A 21,863-nucleotide genomic window follows, 5' to 3' on the forward strand; every position below is an offset into this window, starting at 1 on the left:
ACCGGGCTGAACGAAGGCCCCGACAACCTCGGTTCTAGTGGTCGTCGCAACAGGTGTGCGAATGTGAGTGGTTGGCCGAATCGCCGACTATGGTGCTAGGCCCCCGACCCCCTCACCGCACTGGGCGAGCGGGAGCTACAGGTACTGGCCCGGCTCGCGCTCGGGCACCGCAACCGGGCGATCGCCCAGGAACTCCACATCAGCGAGTCGACGGTGAAGTTCCATGTCGCGAAGATCCTCACCAAACCGGGCGTCGAGTCACGGGGGCGCGGCGGCGGCACTCTTCCACGCCGTGGCATAGCCGTCGCCGCCGTAGTCCCTCGGGGCCGACCGCCCGGCCACCCGCTCCGCGACGCCTACGGGAGCCGCTCGTCGGACGGTCCGTCCTGGGAGCCGGCGGCCCGGCGGCGACGGGTGGCGAAGTAGCCGGCCATGAGGATCGCCGTCCAGACCGGCGCCACGTACAGCGCGACTCTGCTCTCGGCGTCAAATGCGAGCAGGACGAGTACCAGAACGAGAAAGGCGAGCACGAAGTAGTTCGAGACGGGGGCCAACGGCATACGGAAGGCGACCGGCCGGAGCCGCCCGGCGCGGACGGCCGCCCGGTAGCGCAGATGCGCCGAGGCGATGATCCCCCAGGTGAACACGGCGGCCACGGTCGCCACACTGGTGACGTACGCGAAGGCCTTCTCCGGAACGAAGTAGTTCGCGGCCACCCCCAGCAGCAGGACGGACATCGACGCGAGGATGCCGGCGGCGGGTACGCCCCTCCGGCTGACCTTCCCGAACGCGGCCGGTGCGTGCCGGTCCCGGGACAGGGTGAGCAGCATCCGGCCGGTGGAGAACACCCCGCTGTTGCAGGACGACAGGGCCGCGGTGAGCACCACCAGGTTCACCACACCGGCCGCCGCGGGAATCCCGACCTTGGCGAAGACCAGCACGAACGGGCTGACGCGCGGATCGAGTTGGTTCCACGGGACCAGCGCCAGGACCGCGGCGAGGGCGCCCAGGTAGAACAGCCCGATCCGCCAGACTACCCGGCGCACGGCGGTGGGCAGCGTCTTCTCGGGGTCCTTGCTCTCACCGGCGGTCACACCGAGCAGTTCGACTCCGACGAAGGCGAACACCACCACTTGGAGGGCGAGCAGCGGTCCGGCCATGCCGTGCGGGAAGAAGCCGCCGTGCGTCCAGATATTGCTCAGGGACGCGGAATTCCCCAGGGGGCCGAAGCCGAAGATCAGGATCGCGGCGGCCATGACCAGCAGGAGGACGATGGTCAGCACCTTGATGAGGGCGAACCAGAACTCGAACTCGCCGAACAGCCGGACCGCCGCGAGATTGGCCACGCCGAGGATCGCCAGAGCGATGAGACCCGGCAGCCACTGGGGCACCTGGGGCCACCAGTACCGTACGTAGATCCCGGCCGCGGTCAGCTCGGCGGTGCCGGTGACGACCCACATCAGCCAGTAGCTCCAGCCGGTCGCGAACCCGGCCCAGTTGCCGATGAACTCCTCCGCGTACGTGGCGAACGAACCGGACACCGGCCGGTACACCAGCAGTTCACCCAGGGCCCGCATCACGAAGAAGATGACCACACCGGCGAGCGCATAGCTGAACAGCAGGCCCGGACCGGCTTCGTGGAGGGCCCCGGCGGACCCGAGGAACAGTCCGACACCGATGGTTCCGCCGATCGCGATCATCTGGATGTGGCGGGACTGAAGGCCGCGGTGGAGGTGCTCGGGACCGGGGTCCTCCGGGCAGGATGCCTCGTTCCCGGTGGGACGTGGCGAGGACGGTGGAAGCCGATACGTCATGGTGAAGGCTCTCTTCGTCAGGGGGCGGTGGTGATCCCAGGGGCGGGGAAGCGGACCTCACGGGTAGCCGGGGGCCGAGCTCCCGAGTGACTCGTCCGGACGCGGTTGAACAGCAGCGGGCCGCACTGCGTATCTCTCCATAACCGTGTCCCCTGAGGCACCGGTCCACGAGGTGAGGAGGCAGCATGACTGACCCGGGTATCCCGCAGCTGCAGGCATTGCCGGACGGAGACGCCGAAGTTTCTCTGGTGGTGCGCCTGCAGTGGGAGGACGTCGCCGCGCTCGGTCAGGACGCCGCCCGGCTGGCTGCCCGGTTCAAACGTCCGGTGACCCTGGACGAGGCCGCCGGTCATCGGCTGCGTATCCGGCCGCCCGCCGCCCACGCCAAGGCCATGCCGCAGGAGCGGGCGCAGCAGCCCGCCGTGGCGTCCACGACGGTGTCGCCGCTGCCCGCCCGCTCCCCGCAGGAACAGGCACGGCAGGCGATCGAGAAGATCAATGGCAACAACAGTCATGAGACGGCATAGCGCGACGCAGGGCTGAGTGACACGAGGGAGACCGGCGGGTCCCCCTCGCGGAGGGGTTCGGCAGTTGTGGGGCTGCCGAACCCCTCAATGCTGTCCGGGGCCCGCGGTCCGGTCGTCGGCCTGCCGCCGGGCCGTCCCTGAGATGCGCCGGGCCGTCCCCGAGGTACGCCGGACCGTCGGCTGGGCCGACCGGGCGAAGAACCTCGGCCCAACGGCGCAACCCGGACGCACGGTGCGTGCTGTCCCGCACCCACCGGTGATTGTGTGACGAGCCGGCGCGACCGGCGCTGTGCCCCGCAGGGCCGGGGCCGTGCACCGAGGAGGCGGGCAAGCGTGGACGACGAGGCCGGCGCTCTCCTGAACGTCCCGAGCAGCGAAGGCACGTAGGCATGCACACCACGGTCACCCTGCTGGCGGATGTCCCGGCCCAACTCCTCCCGGCCCGGGAGCTGATGGCCTTCACCCTGGCCTCCCACATCATTCTGGTTCCGCTCGGGGTGGCGCTCCCGCTGATCACCCTGGTGATGCATTACCGCGGCCTCCGCCGGAACGATCCCGTCGCCCTGCTCCTGGCCCGGCGCTGGTCGGCGGTGATGGCGGTGCAGTTCGCGGTCGGTGTGGTCACCGGCACCGTGCTCTCCTTCGAGTTCGGGCTGCTCTGGCCGGGCCTGATGGGCAAGTGGGGCGGTGTCTTCGGCATCGGATTCGGCGTGGAGGCATGGGCCTTCTTCCTCGAAGCGGTCCTCATCGCCATCTATCTCTACGGCTGGCGGAGGCTGAAGCCCCGCACCCACTTCCTGCTCGGCCTGCCGCTGCCCGCCGCCGCCCTGCTCGGCGCGTTCGGCATCCTGGCGGCCAACGCATGGATGAACACGCCCCAAGGATTCACCCTCGATGCCGACGGCAACCCCGAGGACGTGCACATCTGGTCGGCGATCTTCACCCCGATGTTCGGGCCGCAGTACTGGCACTTCGTCGTGGCGATGCTGATCACCGCGGGCTACACCGTCGCCGGTGTCTACGCCGTCGGCTGGCTGCGCGGCCGCCGCGACCGCTACCACCGGCTAGGCTTCACCGTGCCCTTCACCCTCGCCGCGGTGTTCACCCCGGTGCAGTTCCTGCTGGGGGACTCGATCGCCCGGTCGGTCTTCCACAAGCAGCCGGTGAAGTTCGCCGCGACGGAACTCGTCTGGCGGACCGACACCCACGTACCCGAGTACATCTTCGGCCGGCTGCACCCGGACGGCAGCGTCTCCGGCGGCATCAGGATCCCCCAGTTCGACTCCATCCTGGCCGGGTTCACGCCGGGCACCAAGGTGACGGGACTGACCTCCGTCCCGGCGGACGACCGGCCCACGCCCGCCCAGGCCACCCTCGCCCACTGGGCCTTCGACCTCATGGTGGTGATCGGCTCCCTGCTGATCCTCCTCGCCCTCTGGTACGGCTGGTGCCGGCTGCGGCAACACCGGCTGCCCGCCTCACCGTGGTTCTTCCGCGCCGCCGCCTGCGCGGGCGTCGCCTCCGTCATCGCCGTCGAATGCGGGTGGATCACCGCCGAAGTGGGGCGCCAGCCCTGGATCGTCTACCGGCACATGCGCATCGCCGAGGCGGTGACAGCGACCCGGTCCACCAGTCTCTGGATCATGCTGGGCCTGGTCATCGTGGTGTACGTGTTCATCTTCGGCTCGCTGCTCGCCGTGCTGCTCAAGATGCGCACGGGCTGGCGGCTCGCCGACGCACGCCGGGCGGCGGGGGAGTGGACCGACGAACCGGAGTCCGACACCCCGTACGGGCCCCGCGCGCGGGTACCGGCCGATGACCCGCCCTCCGACGGCGGCACCGGGGCCGGACCGGACGAGGACGGCCGGCCGTGATGGCCGATGTCATCGCCGTGGTGCTGCTGCTCGCGGTGGCCGCCTACGCCTGCGCCGGAGGCACCGACTACGGTGCCGGGTTCTGGGATTTGACGGCCGGTGGCGCTGAGCGCGGCGCGCGCCCCAGGTGGCTGATCGACCACGCCATGGCCCCCGTATGGGAGGTCAACAACGTCTGGCTGGTCTTCGTCTTCGTCATCATGTGGACCGGCTTTCCGACGCTGTTCCAGACGGTGTTCTCCGCCATGTGGCTCCCGCTGGCCCTGGCCGCCATCGGCCTCGTGCTGCGCGGCGCCGGTTTCGCGCTGCGCAAACCCCTCCGCCACCTTGCCGGTCGACGCCTCTACGGTGCCGTCTTCGCGATCGCCTCACTGCTCACGCCGTTCTTCCTCGGCGCGGCCGTCGGCGGAGTCGCCTCGGGCCGGGCGGTACCGGGCACCGAGGCATCGGCTCACGCCTGGTCCAACCCGACGTCCGTCCTCTTCGGACTGATCGCCATTGTGGCGACGGCCTTCCTCGGCGCCGTGTTCCTGGCCGGCGACGCCGCCCGTTACGGTGCGCCCGACCTGGTCGGCTACTTCCGGCGGCGGGCACTCGGCAGCGTCGTCGCGCTCGCCGTACTGGCGGGCATCATGCTGACCGTCACCCGGAGCGATGCCCCGCATGTCTGGCACGGGCTGACGCATGGCGTGGGCCTCGGCCTCGTCATCCTGGCCGGGGTCTGTTCCCTCGCGACCGGATGGCTGCTGCTGCGCCGGCCCGGTGTCTGGCCCCGGATCACCGCCGTCGGTGTGGTCGCGGCGGCGGTCCTCGCCTGGGGCGCCGCCCAACGCCCCTACCTCATCCCGACGTCCCTGACCGTGGCCGAGGGCGCCGGCGCCCCCGGCAGTCTGCGCTGGACCGGCCTGGTCACCCTCGTGGCCCTGCTGCTCGTCTGCCCGGCCGTGGCCTTTCTGTACTGGCTGGACACCCACGGCGAACTGGAACCGCTCTCCGACACCGACCTGCGCCGGACCGAACCGGATCACGACGATCCGACCGAACTCAACTGACCCCGGTCCGCTCCGCTCCGGCAGCCGTCAGCAGTACCGGCGCAGCGAGCCTTTGGTGCCGCCGGGGCGGACCTCGCGGTCGCTCAGGGTGAGGGAGAGTTTCTTGCCCCAGGCGCGGCAGGCGGCGGTGAAGTCCTGCTTCCGGTATTCGATGACAAAGACCCGGTTGGCGTAGGCCGCCGCGAAGTCGGTGCATTCCTTGTAGCGGGCGCACTCCTCGACGACGGCGAAGTCGAAGCCGATACGGGCGCGTTGCGGCAGCAGGTCGGCGGTGTTCTTCTGGGCGATGGCCAGATGCCGCTGATGGGCGCGGCGGGCCAGGAGCCGGGCGAAGGCCGCGGCGTGCTGCGCGGTGAGCTTGCCCTCGGATCGTTCGTAGGAGTCGAGGTTGTCGGGTTCCACGGCGTCATAACCGGCCTTGGCGCAGCCGTCGATCCACGGGCCGACGATCTCCATGAGGGCCGCCCGCTTGGCGCCGGTGGAGATGTCGAGCAGCGGCTCGTCCCAGTCCTCGTCGATGACGGGGTCTCCGTGCGCGTCCCGCAGGAGCAGATCGGGGTGGTCGTCCTCCCAGGACCCGGCGTCGTCGGGCTGTGCCTGGAAGGCGTTGACGTAGCAGACGTTGTAGCGGCCGGGGGCCGGTGCGGCCGTACGGTCGCGGGAGACGGCCCGGACCGTGCCGGGCGGCGGGTAGGCGCCGCCGAGCTGATAGTCGAAGACGGCGTTCGTGGCCGGCGGCTTCACCGCGGTGGGAGTCGCGGGGGAGGGGGACGGGGTCCCGGATCCGGCGCCGTGCGGGGGACGTTCGGGAGAGCATGCCGTGCCGAGCGCCAGGACCAGGACAAGGGCGCCGACGGCGCGGAAGCGTGGAGAGTGCACGGGCGGAGCTTACGCGCGCACCCGCGCGCCGCCGCCGTGGAGAGCACGCGCAGCTCACACGGGTGTGCCTCCCGGTCCGTGCGGGCCGAGAGGCACTGGGTCGGCGGCCGTGCTGCGGCTCCGCGCCCGAAGGCGTGGGGCCGCACCCCCGTTCAGCTGCGCGACATGGCCGTGGTCAGCGCTTGACCACGAACGCCTGGCCCTTCTTCGCGTCGGCCGAGCAGGACTTCTTCTCCGCGCTGGTCATCTTGCGGGTCTTGACGGTCACCGCATTGCTCTGTCCGTCCGTCCCGTTGGGCGCGGGCCCGGTGACGGTGTCCGGCACGTACCAGAAGTAGTGTCCCCACTTCTGGCTGTCGTAGTGGGTCTGCCAGGTGCCGGAGACGGACTGCATCACCTGTGCGCGGGAGATCCAGCCCACCTCGCCGGGCTTCACCGTCATGTTCAGCGAGCTGTCCTCGGTGTGCGAGCTCGACCAGGTGTGGTTGTAGCTCGCGGTCACACTCAGGTCGATCAGACCGGCGATGTTTCCGCCGGCGGTGACGGAGACGCCTGCCGAGTCCGTGGAGCCCACGGTGTCGGACCAGCTCATCGACTGGGTGGCGTCCGAAGTGCTGCAGTTGTACAGGGAGTTGGAGACCTGGTGGAAGTCTCCGAGGTACGCCTTGCCGAGAGTCGGTTCGTTGAAGCTGCACTTCCCTTCTCCGGAAGCGCAGTCGGCTATGAGCTGCTCCCGGGTGGGCTGGTCCTCCGCGGCGGCCGGCAGGGCCATCGCGGCGACCAGACCCATGGACACCGTGGACAGCGCCAGCAGCCGGCTTCCGTGGCGGATCATTCCGGTTGTTGTCATCGTGCTTGTTACCTCTCGCCCAACCTTGTGAAAGCGACGTGTCCGTATGTGACGTTCGTCGCCGTTAGGTTTGAGCTTGGTGTGAAATCTTGTTCAACTACACCAAGAATTGGCAAAGTTGTAGTTGATACTGAAACATACCCGCTATGGGGGACTGAAACGGAGGCGATATCAAGTTCTGGGGCGCGCTCCGTGGAGGACGGTGCCGACCGTGCGCGCCACGAAATCCTCCCCGAGCGGGAGTTGGCGGAGGACGATCCGGACCCAGGCGGCCCCGGCCAGCAGATCCATCAGCAGGGTGAGGTCGGTGTCCTCCGTCAGCTCGCCGCGGGCGATGGCGCGATCGAAGACCGGCCGCTCCAGCGCGATCCGGTCGGCGAAGAACTCCCTGACATGGGCGCCCAGTTCGGGACTTTGAGTGGCGGCACCCAGCACGGAAACGGCGATATCGGAGGATGGTCGTGTGGTGAGCAGCGTCACCACCGTGTGCAGCAGGGCCTCCAGGTCTCCGGTGAGGCTGCCGGTGTCGGGAGGGGTGAAGTCGAGCTGGCGCGCCCCGATGAGTGCGGCGCCCAGGAGTGCTCCCTTGGAAGGCCACCAGCGGTAGATCGTCGTCTTGTTGACGCCGGACCGCTGGGCGACCCCCTCGATGGTCAGCCCCTCGTAGCCCTTCTCCGCCAGCAGATCCAGCGTGGCATCGAAGATCTCCTGTGCCTTCCGTGGGCCGCCGCTGCGCCGTGTTCCGTGCCGCTCCTCGTTCATGACGGGAGATTAGCACTCAGGGCAACGCAACGTTGCGTTGCATTTGAGGTACGGTGCCGGGCATGAAGTCCAATGAACCCGGGCTGCCCATCGTCTTCGTGCACGGCATGCGCGTGAGCGGCACGATGTGGCGACCCGCGATCCAAGCTCCCGGAGAGCGTCATCCCATAGCGGCACCCGACCTGCCGGGCCACGGCCAACGCCGGAGCGAACCCGCGGAGTGCAACCGCCTAGGCGCCTTTGCCTTCCGCCGCGCACTCCCGCGTCCCCAGACGGACGCCTTGGTCGCGGGCGGTCTGAGCTGCGAGACCGTGCCGGGCGTCGTCGCGGCCCGGACGCACGGATCGACGCCCCAGGGGAGGATGCGATGACCGGCCGGGTGTGGAGTGTCGAGGAATCTCTGGAAATTCCGGCCCCGCCGCAGGTCGTGTACGCGGCTCTCGCCGACGTCCGGCGGATGGCGGAGTGGAGCCCGGAAGTCATCTGGGTGTGGGACCGCGGAGACCGTTTCCTGGGCGTCAACCGCAAGGCGTGCTGGGTCTGGTTCGCCACCTGCCGGATCGTCACCGCCGACCCCGGCCGGGAGTTCGCCTTCGACAACACCACGCTGGGACTGCCCGTGGCGCGCTGGGGCTACCGGCTGACCCCGACGGAACAGGGCACCCTGGTCACCGAATACTGGATAGACCGCCGGCGCCATGGAGGGCGCCGTCTGCTCGCCGAACTGCTGGGGCTGGTCTTCACCGGCACCCCGGCCGCCCGGCGCGCCGCAGCCAATCGCGCCGGCATGCGCACCACCCTGCGTCGACTGAGTGCGGACTGTCAGCGGGCGGCCTGAATCGGGCGAGTCTGACCGGCGTGTGGCGGGGGCGGGGGGCCCGCCACACGCCGGGAAGCCCTCAACAGGTAGGTCATATGGGGATGAATTCCCCTGTATCCCGCGCCCGTTTCCCCACCCGAAGAGGCGTTCCAGCCGCAAAGTACAAGGTCTGTCCCCTCTTCTGCTTTTGGTGCACGGCGGGGGATTCTGTTGGCAGCGCGCGCTGACCGCTCATCCCGACATCCACCCGGACCACGAAGAACGGACCTGTCATGAGCAACGACCTGTCACCCGAGGCGGCACCGGAGGAGAAGACCGGCGAGGGCTGGTACGTCGACGCGCGCTGCACCAACTGCGATGTGGCCCGGCAACTGGCCCCCGACGTCATCCACGAGCGGAACGGGCGGGCGGAAGTGATCCGCCAGCCACAGAACGAGGCGGAACAACGGCAGATGTACGCGGCCGCCTTCGCCTGCCACACCCGTTCCATCCGCCACCCCGCTCAACACCTCACCCCCGACGTCGACCCCTACCCCCTCGCCCTCGACGACACCGTCCAGCTCTGCGGTCACAACTCCCGTCAGACGGCAGGGGCGAACTCCTATCTGCTGCGTCGGCCCACGGGCAGCACGATGATGATCGACACACCCCGATGGAGCGCTGAACTCGCGACCCGCTACGAGGTGTTGGGACCCGTCACCGACGTACTGCTCACCCACCAGGACCACGCCGCGCACGGCCGCCGCTACGCCGACCGGTTCGGCGCCCGGCTCTGGATTCACGAAGGCGACCTCGACGCCGCTCCGGATGCGGACCACATCATCCGGGGCACCGATCCGGTCGAGATCGGCGCGGGGGTCACCGCGTATCCGCTCCCCGGCCACACCCGCGGCAGCGTGCTCTACGTCGCCGACGCGAGGTACTGCTTCAGCGGCGACAGTTTCTACTGGTCGCGCGGCACAGCCGACCTGGAGGTGGCCGCCGGCGTCACCTGGTACTCGATCACGGAACTGGCCGCTTCCCTGGCCCGGACGGCTCCGCTGCTGCGCTTCGAGTGGGTGCTGCCCGGCCACGGCGACCGCAAGCGGCTCCCGGCCGACGAGATGAGCCGCCGCCTGGAACAGCTGACGGCCCGCACCCGCACACTTCAGCCGCAGCCGATCGACTTCACCGCGGTCCGCTGGTGAAGGGGGCCGACAGCCCCGTCTGACGAGGAGACGATGTGGAAGGGCCGCCGGTGCGCATACGCCGGCGCCGGCGGCCCGCGCCCGTACGGCGCTCTCGCTCACCAGGCCCGGGTCGCCACCACCAGTCGGCACCGGGGGCTGCCGTCGGGGCGGCGGCCGAGCTCCGGGAGAGCCTGCAGCCGCACCTCGAACCCGGCCTGGGTCAGTTCCGCGCGCACCTCGGCGAGCCGGAACGTGCGGTAGTACATGACGAATTCCGGGCGCCACAGCGCATTGCGCACCCGCATCACCGTGTCGAACGCCAGCAGCGTCCAGTAACCGGCCGACCCAGGCCGGGCCGGAGCCCCGATCGGGAAGACGAACCGGCCACCGGGGCGCAGCACCGAGTAGACCTGCGCGAACAGCCCCGGCCGCTCCCGGGGCAGGAAGTGCCCGAACGCGCCGAAGCTCACCGCGAGGTCGAAGACCGGTCCGAAGGGGAGGGCCCGTGCGTCCGCGCGTACCCACTCGACACGGGGCGCGGTCGCGGCCACCCGTTCACGGGTCCGGCCCATGGAGAGCATCCCCGCGCTGAGGTCGACGCCGGTGACCCGCTCCCGGCAGACCTGCCGCAGGACATCCATGCCCGCGCCGGTTCCGCAGCACAGATCGAGCCCGCTGTCGAACGGTCCGAGCCCGTGCAACGCCCGTGACACCGGCGTCAGCACCCGGTCCGGGGTCCGGAAGGGCGTGTGGTCGAACTTCGGGGCGAGCAGGTCATAGCCCCGCTCGACGGAGGACAGCGCCTGGACGGCGAGTTCACGAAAGGTGGGTCCTTGGGGTGCGAACATCGACTTCAGCATAGATCCGGTCACCACTTCACCGCATGGGAAGTGGCCCCCGGAGAGATATCCGGGGGCCACTTCGGCCGGCACCGGCCGGGACGGCTGCTCACCCTGAACGGCCGTGCGCCGACCCGGCGTCAGTCGGTCAGGCAGGGGGTGCCGAAGGAGGGGTTGAACAGGCCGATGACGCTGACGGTGTTGCCGCAGGCCTGGACCGGGATCTGGACGGGGATCTGGATGTTGTTGCCGGACACCAACCCGGGTGAGTCGAGCGCGGCACCCCCGGCGCCGCTGTCGGCACCGGCGACACCCGCCCCGCCGAGGACCGCGGCGCAGGCGCCCGCGGTGACCAGCGCACTCTTGATCCGGTGAGCCATCGGTCAGTCTCCTAACTGGTGGAGGAACTGCGGCTCATGGCGTTGCGGTCCCGTTGACCGCGGTGCGCCACGGCTGTGAGCCGCCCGTACACAGGCTGTCGTTCCCCACCGGCTCCCGCTCCAGAGACACCGGGCCTGAAGAGCAGACTTTTAGGTGATATGGGTTCGGGTGTTGACGTCGTGATGCCGTGAACGCCCCGATGTCCCGGGTCTCGTTTCCCGGGTCTCGTCTCCCGCGGCGTCCGCCCAGATGAACCGGACGTTTCCGCCGTGCCTCCGGTCGCGGAGCGGGTAAGGATGAGGATCCGGCGGCAGCCCCGACCCGATGTCCAGGAGGGGCGCTGTCGGCCGTCACCTGCATACGTCCCACACCGCACTCAGCCCGCAGGAGCCACCATGACAGCGGACCGCCACGGACATCTGATGAGTGACACCAGCGCCGAGGCCCTTGCCTCCTACGAACAGGCCCTGGACGACCTGCTGTTCTTCCGGCCCCGGGTCGCGGAGTCAGCGCAGGCCGTACTCGCCGCCGCGCCACGGTCGGTGATGGGGCAGACTCTGGCCGCGTATCTCGGCGTACTGGGGACCGAGGAGAAGGACGCGGCCGCGGCACGCGACAGCTTCGCCCGCTTCCGCTCCGGTCTGGACACGGTGGGCATGACGCCGCGGGAACGTATGCACCTCGCGGCCGCAACGGCCTGGCTGGACGGCGATATGCACGGCGCCGGCCGGATCCTCGGAGACCTCACCATCGCCTACCCGCGCGATGCGCTGGCCCTCTTCGCCGGGCATCAGCACGACTTCCTCACCGGGGATGCCGCGCGCCTGCGCGACCGCGTCGGCGGCGCCCTGGACGCCTGGGACGAGGACGACCCCCACCACGGACCGCTGCTCGGCATGTACGCGTTCGGCCTGGAGGAGTCGGGCCACTACGAACGTGCCGAGGAGGTCGGCCTGGCGGCCCTGGCGCGGCATCCGGGCGATGTGTGGGGCATTCACAGCGTCGTCCACACCTACGAGATGCGCGGGCGCTTCACGGACGGGATCCGCTTTCTCGACGCCCGCACCGACGACTGGTCCCGGGGCAGCCTGCTCACGGTCCACAACTGGTGGCACTACGCCCTCTACACACTGGAGACCGGCGACACCGCCCGGGTCCTGGAGATCTATGACGCCGCCCTCCACCACGACGGTTCGGCGGGCGTCGCGATGGAACTGCTGGACGCCGCCGCCCTGTTGTGGCGGCTGTATCTGGCACAGGACGCACAGGACGCACAGGACGCACGGAGCGAACAGCACGCTCAGCACGAACGGCACGACCAGAGCGCACGGTGGGCCCGGCTCGCCGACGCCTGGGAGAGCCGCGACGATGGCCCCCACTACGCCTTCAACGACGCGCACGCGGTCATGGCCTATGTCGGATCGGGGCGCCTCGCGCAGGCACAGCGCCTGGTGCAGGACCGGGAACGGTGGGTGGCGGCGGAGCCCAGCGGGTCGAACCGCACCATGACGGCCGAGATCGGACTGCCCGTCTGCCGCGCCCTGATCGCATACGGACAGCACGACTACGGCGCGGCCACCGATCTGCTGCTGCCCGTCCGCCACAGCCTGCACCGGTTCGGCGGCAGCCACGCCCAGCGGGACGCGATCCAGCGGACCCTCGTCGAGGCAGCCATCCGTGCCCGCCGTACCGAACTGGCCCGGACCCTGCTCAGCGAACGTATCCAGCTGCGCCCGGTCTGCCCGTACAACTGGTCGGCCAAGGCCCGGCTGGAGGAGCGAGGCGGCGACCCGGTACGCGCCGCGGCCGCCCGCGAACGCGCCACCGCACAGCGTCAGTCCGGGTGACGCCGGCGGCCGGACCCGGGCGTACCGCGCCGGTCCGGCCGACGCCCACGCGCGGTAGTGGGGAAGGCGGCCGGGAGAGGCATGTACACGCTCCGGCGTACGCGCACCCGGCGGCGCAGAGGCGTGTCCCTTCACCCGATTGGCTGTTAAGTCGGTTATGGATACTTCTCGTTCGTGCGGCCGCGCCGCCATCGGCGCCGTCACCGCACTGCTGCTCCTCGTCCTCACGGCGGTGGCGGGCCCCACGGCCGCCGCGGAAAGCCACCCGCCGCCCGCAGCGGACCCCGCGGCGATCCGCGACTGGAACGTCATCGCCACCGACACCATCAGCGCCAACCTCGGCCCCACCCGCCCCTCCGGACAGGTGGTCATCTGGCACGGATTCGTCTCGGCCGCCGTGTACAACGCCGTGGTCGGCATCCAGCGCACCTACGCCCCCTACAAGTGGCGGGCGCGAGGACCCTCCACCGCCTCACCCGAGGCGGCGGCGGTCACCGCCGCACACCGCGTGCTTCTCACCTACTTCCCCGCCTCCCAGGCGCCGCTCGATGCCGCATACGCCGATTCGCTCGCGAAGATCCCCGACGGGCGGGCGAAGCGGCAGGGCGTGGCCTTCGGGGAGCGCGCCGCCGACCACCTCATCGAGCTGCGCGAGGACGACGGCCGGTTCGCACCGGTGGAGTTCACCGCCGCGCCCGCGCCCGGTGTCTGGCGGCCCACCCCGCCGGCCCATCTGCCCTTCATCGACCCCTGGCTCGCCACCCTCCGCCCCCTGCTGCTCACCTCCCCGGCCCAGTTCCGTCCCGGCGGGCCGCCCGCGCTGTCCTCGGCCCGCTACGCCCAGGATGTGAACGAGGTGAAGACGATGGGGGCGAAGACCGGTTCGGCCCGCACCGCGCAGCAGACCGAGACCGCCCTGTTCTTCGGGGGCAATCTGGCGGTGCAGTTCCAGTCGGCGTTCCGGGACCACACAGCCCGGCACCATCTGGACATCTCCGATACGGCGCGGATGTTCGCCGCGGGGAACGCCTCGGCAACCGACGCCGTCGTCACCGCATGGGACGCCAAACTCCACTACGGATTCTGGCGGCCGATCACCGCTGTCCAACTGGCCGACACCGATGGCAACCCCGCGACCGAGGCCGACCCGCAGTGGCAGCCGCTGCTCGTCACACCACCGCATCCCGACTACCTCAGCGGTCACACCACGGTCGCCGGCGCCGTGATCCGGACCCTGACCGGGATTCTCGGCACCACTCATATCGACCTCAACGTTCCCTCCGAGATCACCGGCACCACACGCCACTATGCGGAGGCCGGCCAGTTCAACGAGGACATGATCAACGCCCGCGTCTGGGCCGGAATCCACTTCCGGACGGCGGACGTCGTCGGATGCCGCGCCGGAACCCGTATCGGCGTCTGGGCGCTCACCCACTACTTCTCACCGCTGCGTCCGGCAGGCCGACACGCCATGCCGCCGGCCCAGCAGTTGTGCCCGCACGGCAGCGCGAGCTGACCGGGCCGCTATCGCTCACCGATCACCGAAGGCAGGACCGCGGCCGGCCGGTGTATGCCCGGCCGGTCGCCCGGCTAGTCCGGGGCTAGTGAGGCGAGACGTCCCTACGGCGTTCAGTGACGGCCGGCGGGAACTCCCCTGTCGTCGACGGCCGGTGCGGGGGCAGGCGCGGTGAACTCCGGGTCGGGTTCGAGGAAGCGGATCGCGACCGCGGTGGCGAGATGCAGCAGGGCGAAGATCCAGGCGATGCCCTGCACGCCGACCGGCCCCAGGGCGATGGCGACAACGGCCGGTCCGGCGAAGGTGCTCGCCCCCGCTCCCAGATTGAGTGCGGACATGGCCTGTCCCTTGTGGCGCGGTGCCAGCGCGGGGACCAGGGCCGAGATCGGTACATAGCCGGCGAGGGCGATGCCGTAGAGGGCGGCGGCGACCGCGCAGGCGACGAAGTGCGGGCCGGCCAGGACCGGGACGTAGTACAGCCCCAGACAGGTCACCGCACAGGCCACGGCGCCGAACCAGGTCATGGTGCGCTGCCATCCGAGCCGGTCGCCGACGGCTCCGAAGAACAGGTTGGCGAAGATGTTCGCGGCGAACATCACGCTGAGCAGCCGCAGCCAGCCCGAGGTGCTGAAGCCGACGGTCTCGGTGAAGAAGAACGGCAGACAGACCAGGAAGCCGAACTGGGAACCGGTGCTGAAGACGCGCACCGCGGCGCCGATGGCCACTCGCGGGCGGCGCCGCATGATCGAGACGCTGCCCGCCAGCGTCCGCAGCGGATTCCCGCCGTCCGGGGCGAGACCGGAGCGGCCGGTGGGCTCGCGCACCAGCAGCAGGGCGAGCAGACCGCCGAGGGCCACCAGGCCGAGCGCGAGCCACAGCGTCCGGTAGGAGCCGGCCAGCGGGATCGTCGCGCTGGCGACCAGCGAGCCGAGAGTCGGCAGCCCGCCGGTGAAGGCGAACCAGTACCAGCCGACCGCCGTCCCCAGCCGCTGCGGTGGGGTCGCCGCGGTGACCCACACCAGGAACCCATAGGCGAACAGCGGGTATCCGAAGCCGCGCAGCCCGTAGACGAGCAGCAGCAGCGGATAGTTCATCGTCGGCAGTGCCACCGTCAGCAGCAGCACCTGGAAGACGAGCCAGATGGCGAAACCGGCGGTCATGACCCGCCGTGGCCCCCACAGGTCGGAGAGTGCTCCCGAGAGCCAGGCGCCGATGGCGACGGTGATGCCGTAGACAGCGATGACCACCGCCGCATCGGCCTTGGCCAGGCTCTGGTCGGCCAGGTACTTCGAGAAGAAGCCGGTCTCCACCCCGTCGCCCGTCATGAACAGCAGGACTCCGACGAATCCCCAGGTCAGGGCCGGGGGTATGCCCAGGCGGGCGACGACGGAGCGACTGCGGCCGGCCGGCGGGAGGCCGGCGGCCGGTGTCCGCATCGGGCGACGGCGGGCGGGGCTGCTCATGGGCCCTCCAAGGGGGCGGATCGAGACGGGGGTGGCGCGGGGGAGGGGTGCACCGATGCGCAGGGCAGACGGTGATTCCGCGCAAGTCTTCTCGTATTTTGTGAGAAGTCAAGGCTGCTCTGATAGAAAAAGAGGCGGTACCGTGCTCAAACCAAGGGGCGACGCGGCAGCTCGCCGGTCCAGAGCCGGATCGCGCGACGTCCCCTCCACACCGCCACACCCCGAGGGAGCCGTGAGCCCGTCATGACCACATCCGGGATTCCCACCACCATGCGCGCCGCCGTCCTGCACGGACCCGGGCAGCTGAGCCTCGCGGAGCGCCCCGTCCCCGAGCCCGGCCCGGGAGAGGTCCTGGTCCGCGTCGAGGCGGTCGGGACCTGCGGCTCGGATGTGCACTACTACCGGCACGGACGCATCGGCGACTTCGTCGTACGGGAACCGCTCGTCCTCGGACACGAGGCGGCCGGCACGGTCGTCGCCTGCGGTCCGGGCGCCGACCCCCGACGGATGGGCCGGCGCGTCTCCATCGAGCCCGGTACGCCCTGCGGCAGTTGCGGGGAATGCCGTCCGGGCCGCTACAACCTGTGCCCGGACATGCGCTTCCTCGCCACACCTCCGGTGGACGGCGCCTTCTGTGAATACCTGGCCGTGCACCAGGACTTCGCCCATGAGGTCCCCGACTGTCTGACGATCGAGGACGCCGCACTGCTGGAGCCCCTCTCGGTGGCCGTCTGGGCCTGCCGCAAGGCCCGCGTCGCCCCCGGCGACCGCGTCCTGATCACCGGTGCCGGACCCATCGGCCTGGTGACCGCCCAGACCGCACGGGCCTTCGGCGCACGGGAGGTCATGGTCACCGACGTCCTCCCGCACCGCCTCGCCATGGCCCGCGCGACCGGCGCCACCGCCCTGGACGTCTCGGCCACACCGCTGCGGGACGCCGGGTACACCCCCACCGTCCTCCTGGAGTGCTCCGGCGTCCCCGCGGTCAGCGGCGAGGCGATCCGTACGGTGGGCCGGGCCGGCCGGGTGGTCCTCGTCGGCATGGGCGGCGACGAGATCCCGCTTCCGCTGAGCCGGGTGCAGAACCACGAACTGGAACTGACCGGCACCTTCCGCTACGCCCACACCTGGCCCACCGCGACGGCACTGGTGGCGTCGGGTGCGGTCCGGCTCGACTCGCTGGTCTCGCACGGTTACGGTCTTGCGGAGGCCGAGAGCGCACTGACCGTCGCGACCCACGACGCGACCGCCGTGAAGGCCGTCATCTACCCGCAGCGGTAGCGCTGCCGCTGTCCGACCGGAAAGGGGCGGCCCCGATGGCTTCCACACGGTCGTCGCTGGCCGAGGTCGACCGGCGACGGCAGGACGTACTGACCCATGTCGTCGAACACGGCGAAGTCCGTATCGACGAACTGGCCAGACACTTCGGGGTCAGCCTCGCCACCATGCACCGCGATCTGGACCAGCTCGCCGAACGCCGGCTGCTGCGCAAGGAACGCGGCCGGGCCGCGCCCTTCCCCAGCCTCACCATGGAGACCGCGACCCGCTTCCGTATCGGCGTGCACCACCAGGTGAAGGAGGCGCTGTGCGCCGCCGTCGCCGAGGAGATCCGGCCCGGCAGCACCGTCGTCCTGGACGACTCGACCACGGTCTTCCCCCTCGCGGACCGGATCGCCAAGACCGAAGCGGTCACCGTGGTCACCAACTCCCTCGGTGTGGCCCGGCTGTTCGACGAGACACCGGGCACCGAGGTGACGCTGCTGGGCGGTCGCTACCGCGGGGAGTTCGGCTCCTGTGTCGGCCCGGACGTGCTGCGCGGTCTGGGCCGGATCCGCGCCGACCTCGCGGTGATGTCGGCGGTGTCCGTGCTCGGCGGCCACCTCTTCCACCCGATCCGCGAGTACGCCGAGATCAAAGAGGCCATGCTGGAGTGCGCCCAGCGGTCGCTGCTGCTGGTGGACCACAGCAAATTCGGCAAGACCGCGACACATGTGTACGGGGACATCCGCCATTACGACCGGGTCGTCACCGACGGCGGCACCCCCGCCGAGGAGCTGACCGCACTGCGTCGCGAGGACGTGACCGTCGACGTGATCGACATCTGACGGTCTCGCCGCGGCGGACGGTGTCGCGCACTCCCATTTCGCGACAACGAGGCCCACTCGTCAGCCAAAAGCCCACCGGCGTACAACGCGGTCGCCCCCGCGCACGTCCTACCGCACGCATCTGTACACAGGCTCTCCTCAGGAGGTAATTCATGCGACGGTTAGGGACAGTGGCCGCGGCGTTCGTGCTGGCGGGCGTCGGGGTGGCGGGCACGGCCGGGGTGGCCGGTGCCGCGACCGGTCCGGTGGGTGACGCCGCCCCGGCCACGACCTGTTCGACCGTCTGGGGCAGCGGCAACAAGTCGGCCAAGGACGCGAACGCCACGCCGCTGAAGAACATCAAGACCAGCCGGAACGCCTGCTACGACCGCATGGTCTTCGACATCAGCGGGGCGCCCGGCAAGGCCGGCTACCACGTCGGCTATGTCGACGCGTTCCACCAGGACGGCTCGGGCGAGAAGATACCGGTCAAGGGCGGCGCCATCCTGCAGGTCTTTGTGTCCGCGCCCAGCCACGACCCGGAGACCGGCAAGCAGACCTACGCCGCGACGGCCGGCAAGCCGCTGCCGGGGGTGAACCTCGCCGGTTACCGGACGTTCAAGGACACCAAGTTCGGGGCGAGCTTCGAGGGGCAGACCCAGGTGGGTCTGGGCGTGCGCGCCAAGCTGCCGTTCCGGGTGCAGCAGTCCGGTGACCAGCTGATCGTGGATGTCGCCCACACCTGGTGATCCGGCCCGCCGCCAAGGGCCGCCCGGTGCCGCTCCGCTGGAAAGCATGAGCTGACACCGGGCGGCCCGCGCGTTGAGCTCCTGCCGGACAAAAAGAAATACCCCGGACCGAGTTGACGGCCGGGGTATTTCGCTGGGTATATTGAGGGCTTCTGTGTCCTGAGGAATTCAAGACGCGAACTCACCTACATACCGAACTTTATCCGAAGCGGAGTTGAATTGTCAAACGCGGAATGGCGGCACGAGCAGGAATTCATCGATCTGCTCTATGACCGCCTCACCGAACTCCGGGACCTGGCCGAGACGGCGGTGCACACCGCCGCCCAGTCGCCGGAGGGCAACCACGCCCAGATGCGGCTGGAGCGCAATGTCCTGGTGGCCGAACAGTCCGGCCTGCTGGCCGCCTTCAACGCCGGGGAACATGGCCTGTGTTTCGGTCGGCTGGCATTCCGCGACGGTCGCGATCACCACATCGGCCGGATCGGTATCCGGCGCGACGACCCGGACCGTACCCCGCTCGTCATCGACTGGCGGGCCGACGTTGCCCGCCCGTTCTACCTCGCCACCGGGCACACCCCGATGGGCCTGCGCCGCAGGCGGCACATCACGACCGAGGGCCGGCGGGTCACCGGCCTGCATGACGAGATCATGGACCTCGCCGACGCCGTACGGACCGGGCACGAGGGCACCGACGCGGACGCGGTACTGCTGGCAGCACTGGACGCGGCCCGCACCGGAAGGATGCATGACATCGTGCAGACCATCCAGGCCGAGCAGGACGGCATCATCCGCGCCCCGCACCACGGCGTCCTCGTCGTGGAGGGCGGCCCCGGCACCGGCAAGACCGTCGTCGCACTGCACCGCGCCGCCTATCTGCTCTATGCGCACCGTGAACAGCTGGCCCGCCGTGCCGTGCTGATCGTCGGGCCGAACCCGGCGTTCCTCGGCTATATCGCGGAGGTGCTGCCCTCGCTCGGCGAGACCGGCGTGCTGCTCGCCACGCCCGGCGAACTCTTCCCGGGCGTGACCGCGACCGGCACCGACACCCCCGCGGCCAGCGAGGTCAAGGGCCGCGCCGCGATGGCCGAGGCGCTCGCCGCGGCCATCCGCGACCGGCAGGCCCTGCCCGACTCCGCGATCGTCATCGACCATGAGGACGGCGAACTCCGGCTGGACGCGGAGATGGCACGGGAGGCGCGGCGCCAGGCACGGGAGACCGGGCAGCCGCACAACCTCGCCCGCCCGCACTTCGCCTTCCGCATCATCGACGCGCTCACCGAGCAACTGGTCGACCGGATCGGTGCGGACCCCTTCGGCGGGCCGAATCTCCTCGGCCCGGACGACATCGCCCAGCTGAGCAAGGCGATCGCCACCAGCGCCGAAGTGCACCACGCCATCGAGGAGTTGTGGCCCGAGCTCACCCCTGAGCAGCTGGTCGCCGACTTCCTGGCCGACCCCGTCCACCTCCTGGACGCCGATGCGGAGGCCATCCGCCGGGTGGACGGCGACTGGACCCCGGCGGATGTGCCGCTGCTGGACGAGGCGGCCGAACTCCTCGGCGAGGACACCTCGGCGGCCCGCGCCGCCGCCGAAGCGCAGCGCCAGGACCTGATCGACTACGCCCAGGGCGTGCTGGATCTGTCCTACGGCTCCCGTACGCAGGAGTTCGAGGAGCGCGACGACGAGGAGTCGGAGGTGCTGGCCGCGCACGACCTGATGGACGCAGAACTGCTCGCCGACCGGCACGAAGAGGCCGACCACCGCAGCGCCGCCGAACGCGCCGCGGCCGACCGGACCTGGGCGTTCGGACACATCATCGTGGACGAGGCACAAGAGCTGTCCGCGATGATGTGGCGGCTGCTGATGCGCCGTTGCCCGACCCGTTCGATGACGCTGGTCGGCGATCCGGCACAGACGGCCGAGCCCGGCGGCTGTGGCTCCTGGGAGGCGATCCTCACGCCGTATGTGGACGACCGCTGGGAGCACGTCCGGCTCGGCGTCAACTACCGTACGCCGACCGAGATCATGGAGGTCGCGGCGCAGGTGCCCCGGGCCGCGGATCCGTCCTTCACCCCGCCGCGTTCGATCCGCTCCACCGGTGTGGGCCCGTGGGCGCTCCGTACGGACGACCTGGCGCGCGCGGTCGCCGAGGCGGTCGCACGGGAGAGCCACCAGGACGGCCGGCTCGCGGTCATCGCCCCGTCCGCTCACCACGCGGCGCTGGCCGCCGCCCTCCCGGACGCCTCCGCCGGATCCGCCCCGGATCTGACCCGTCCGGTGGTGCTGCTCGGCCCGCGGCAGGCCAAGGGCCTGGAATTCGACTCGGTGATCGTGGTGGAACCGGCGGAGCTCGGTGCGAGCGATCTCTATGTCGCGCTCACCCGTGCGACACAACGCCTGGGCGTACTCCACACCGGGCCGCTGCCGGCCGGTCTGGAGACGCTGCCGAGCCCGGACGCCGCCCCCGCGGGCCGGTGACCGTGGCACGCCGGGCGCCGCATCGCCCTGTGCGGCGCCCCGGCCGGCTCATCGCTGCCTGACGGCCGCCCACTCCCCGGCGGAGATCCGGTACAGCACATTGCGGCGCAGCGGGCCGTCGGCCACGTCGGGATCGTCGAAGTCGTCGGCGGGGTCGCGGGTCATGCCGAGGCGCCGCATCACCGCCTGCGAGGGGAGGTTGGTGGCAGTCGTCACCGCGAGGATCTCCGGCAGCGCGAGGGTGCTGAAGCCGAACGCCAAGGCGGCCTCGCCCGCTTCGGTGGCATAGCCGTGCCCCCAGGAGGAACGGGCCAGTCGCCAGCCGGCCTCCACTCCGGTGAACGGCATCTCGGCATCCACCGGGTCCAGACCGGTCATCCCGATGAACTCCCCGGTGGCGCGCACTTCGAGCGCCCACCAACCCCAGCCGCGGTGAGCCAGATCGGCCTGGAAACGGGCGACGGATGCCGCACTCCGCTCGGGGGTCAGCACCTCCGGGAAGTGCGCCCGGACCTCGGGATCGGCATTCATCGCGGCCCAGGGGCCGAGATCGGACTCCCGCCATTCGCGGAGCAGCAGGCGCTCGGTGCGCAGTTCGGACATGGCCGTCAACTTAGCCCGCGCACGCCTCGCGGACGATCGAATAATTCCCGTCCCGCCCCGGCGGACGAACAGGGATGTGATGGTGCATGCCGGGGGCCGTGCACCTCATGGCGCGGCGCGCGGCACGATGCTGACCTGTGCCGCGCGCCGTCCCCT

General features: G+C 70.5%; 21 protein-coding genes. 13 read left to right on the forward strand and 8 right to left on the reverse strand.

Features of this window, described 5'->3' with window-relative positions; all coding sequences use genetic code 11:
* Nucleotides 1-180: 180 nt before the first annotated feature.
* On the forward strand, nt 181-426 hold the full coding sequence (locus STRTU_RS34865) for a LuxR C-terminal-related transcriptional regulator (RefSeq protein WP_246241710.1): 246 nt from the start codon (nt 181-183) through the stop codon (nt 424-426).
* Here STRTU_RS34865 and STRTU_RS34870 read toward each other — a convergent pair.
* The gene (locus STRTU_RS34870) at nt 357-1,814 is read right to left on the reverse strand and encodes an amino acid permease (protein WP_159749319.1); all 1,458 of its coding nucleotides are present in this window, start codon (nt 1,812-1,814) and stop codon (nt 357-359) included. The genes STRTU_RS34865 and STRTU_RS34870 overlap by 70 nt on opposite strands.
* 185 nt (nt 1,815-1,999) lie before the next feature.
* Between STRTU_RS34870 and STRTU_RS34875 the strand changes: the two genes are divergently transcribed.
* The 3 genes from STRTU_RS34875 (at nt 2,000) to STRTU_RS34885 (ending at nt 5,267) form a co-directional block, all read left to right on the forward strand.
* Nucleotides 2,000-2,341, forward strand: coding sequence for a hypothetical protein (locus STRTU_RS34875; RefSeq protein ID WP_174879018.1), 342 nt, complete (start codon nt 2,000-2,002; stop codon nt 2,339-2,341).
* Between the two features lie 389 nt (nt 2,342-2,730).
* Nucleotides 2,731-4,215, forward strand: coding sequence for a cytochrome ubiquinol oxidase subunit I (locus tag STRTU_RS34880; RefSeq protein WP_159749321.1), 1,485 nt, complete (start codon nt 2,731-2,733; stop codon nt 4,213-4,215).
* The gene (locus tag STRTU_RS34885; protein WP_159749323.1) at nt 4,215-5,267 is read left to right on the forward strand and encodes a cytochrome d ubiquinol oxidase subunit II; all 1,053 of its coding nucleotides are present in this window, start codon (nt 4,215-4,217) and stop codon (nt 5,265-5,267) included. Before STRTU_RS34880 ends, STRTU_RS34885 begins: the two co-directional genes overlap by 1 nt.
* 27 nt (nt 5,268-5,294) lie before the next feature.
* Here STRTU_RS34885 and STRTU_RS34890 read toward each other — a convergent pair whose 3' ends face one another.
* From STRTU_RS34890 to STRTU_RS34900, 3 genes are all read right to left on the reverse strand, one after another.
* Complete coding sequence (locus STRTU_RS34890) at nt 5,295-6,146, reverse strand: endo alpha-1,4 polygalactosaminidase (RefSeq protein WP_159749325.1); 852 nt, start codon at nt 6,144-6,146, stop codon at nt 5,295-5,297.
* Between the two features lie 175 nt (nt 6,147-6,321).
* Entirely contained in the window at nt 6,322-6,996 is a 675-nt protein-coding gene (locus STRTU_RS34895) for a hypothetical protein (RefSeq protein ID WP_246241628.1), read from the reverse strand.
* Nucleotides 6,997-7,167: 171 nt separating this feature from the next.
* The gene (locus STRTU_RS34900) at nt 7,168-7,758 is read right to left on the reverse strand and encodes a TetR/AcrR family transcriptional regulator (protein ID WP_159749327.1); all 591 of its coding nucleotides are present in this window, start codon (nt 7,756-7,758) and stop codon (nt 7,168-7,170) included.
* Nucleotides 7,759-7,820: 62 nt separating this feature from the next.
* Here STRTU_RS34900 and STRTU_RS36010 point away from each other — a divergent pair, with 62 nt between their 5' ends.
* From STRTU_RS36010 to STRTU_RS34910, 3 genes are all read left to right on the forward strand, one after another.
* Nucleotides 7,821-8,129, forward strand: a complete 309-nt coding sequence (locus tag STRTU_RS36010; protein WP_336298763.1) for an alpha/beta fold hydrolase — start codon at nt 7,821-7,823, stop codon at nt 8,127-8,129.
* Complete coding sequence (locus STRTU_RS34905; protein ID WP_159749329.1) at nt 8,126-8,596, forward strand: SRPBCC family protein; 471 nt, start codon at nt 8,126-8,128, stop codon at nt 8,594-8,596. The genes STRTU_RS36010 and STRTU_RS34905 overlap by 4 nt, the downstream gene beginning before the upstream one ends.
* Before the next feature lie 254 nt (nt 8,597-8,850).
* Nucleotides 8,851-9,765, forward strand: coding sequence for an MBL fold metallo-hydrolase (locus STRTU_RS34910; RefSeq protein WP_159749331.1), 915 nt, complete (start codon nt 8,851-8,853; stop codon nt 9,763-9,765).
* 98 nt (nt 9,766-9,863) lie between these two features.
* Here the strand turns inward: STRTU_RS34910 and STRTU_RS34915 are convergent, their stop codons facing one another.
* Complete coding sequence (locus STRTU_RS34915) at nt 9,864-10,595, reverse strand: class I SAM-dependent methyltransferase (protein ID WP_159749333.1); 732 nt, start codon at nt 10,593-10,595, stop codon at nt 9,864-9,866.
* Nucleotides 10,596-10,726: 131 nt separating this feature from the next.
* Complete coding sequence (locus STRTU_RS34920) at nt 10,727-10,966, reverse strand: chaplin (protein ID WP_159749336.1); 240 nt, start codon at nt 10,964-10,966, stop codon at nt 10,727-10,729.
* 396 nt (nt 10,967-11,362) lie between these two features.
* Here STRTU_RS34920 and STRTU_RS34925 point away from each other — a divergent pair, with 396 nt between their 5' ends.
* The gene (locus STRTU_RS34925; protein ID WP_159749338.1) at nt 11,363-12,814 is read left to right on the forward strand and encodes a tetratricopeptide repeat protein; all 1,452 of its coding nucleotides are present in this window, start codon (nt 11,363-11,365) and stop codon (nt 12,812-12,814) included.
* Between the two features lie 157 nt (nt 12,815-12,971).
* Nucleotides 12,972-14,330, forward strand: coding sequence for a vanadium-dependent haloperoxidase (locus STRTU_RS34930; protein WP_159749340.1), 1,359 nt, complete (start codon nt 12,972-12,974; stop codon nt 14,328-14,330).
* Nucleotides 14,331-14,443: 113 nt separating this feature from the next.
* On the opposite strand, the gene STRTU_RS34935 is transcribed toward STRTU_RS34930, so the two are convergent.
* Complete coding sequence (locus tag STRTU_RS34935) at nt 14,444-15,793, reverse strand: MFS transporter (RefSeq protein WP_246241629.1); 1,350 nt, start codon at nt 15,791-15,793, stop codon at nt 14,444-14,446.
* A 243-nt stretch (nt 15,794-16,036) separates the two neighbouring features.
* On the opposite strand from STRTU_RS34935, the gene STRTU_RS34940 reads away from it, so the two are divergent.
* The 4 genes from STRTU_RS34940 to STRTU_RS34955 all read left to right on the forward strand — a co-directional run bounded on the left by STRTU_RS34940 (nt 16,037) and on the right by STRTU_RS34955 (nt 21,104).
* Nucleotides 16,037-17,074: an NAD(P)-dependent alcohol dehydrogenase gene (locus STRTU_RS34940; RefSeq protein WP_218039355.1), complete on the forward strand. Its 1,038-nt coding sequence runs from the start codon at nt 16,037-16,039 to the stop codon at nt 17,072-17,074.
* A gap of 35 nt (nt 17,075-17,109) precedes the next feature.
* A complete protein-coding gene (locus STRTU_RS34945; RefSeq protein WP_159749342.1) occupies nt 17,110-17,898 on the forward strand; it encodes a DeoR/GlpR family DNA-binding transcription regulator in 789 nt (262 codons plus the stop codon).
* 152 nt (nt 17,899-18,050) lie between these two features.
* The gene (locus STRTU_RS34950; protein ID WP_159749344.1) at nt 18,051-18,626 is read left to right on the forward strand and encodes an AMIN-like domain-containing (lipo)protein; all 576 of its coding nucleotides are present in this window, start codon (nt 18,051-18,053) and stop codon (nt 18,624-18,626) included.
* Nucleotides 18,627-18,845: 219 nt separating this feature from the next.
* Nucleotides 18,846-21,104, forward strand: coding sequence for a HelD family protein (locus STRTU_RS34955; protein WP_159749346.1), 2,259 nt, complete (start codon nt 18,846-18,848; stop codon nt 21,102-21,104).
* 48 nt (nt 21,105-21,152) lie between these two features.
* Here STRTU_RS34955 and STRTU_RS34960 read toward each other — a convergent pair whose 3' ends face one another.
* Nucleotides 21,153-21,707 carry a GNAT family N-acetyltransferase gene (locus STRTU_RS34960; RefSeq protein WP_159749348.1) on the reverse strand — a complete coding sequence of 185 codons (555 nt, stop codon included), beginning with the start codon at nt 21,705-21,707 and terminating at the stop codon, nt 21,153-21,155.
* Nucleotides 21,708-21,863: the final 156 nt, after the last annotated feature.

It is taken from the genome of Streptomyces tubercidicus (assembly GCF_027497495.1).
Taxonomy (GTDB): Bacteria; Actinomycetota; Actinomycetes; order Streptomycetales; family Streptomycetaceae; genus Streptomyces; species Streptomyces tubercidicus.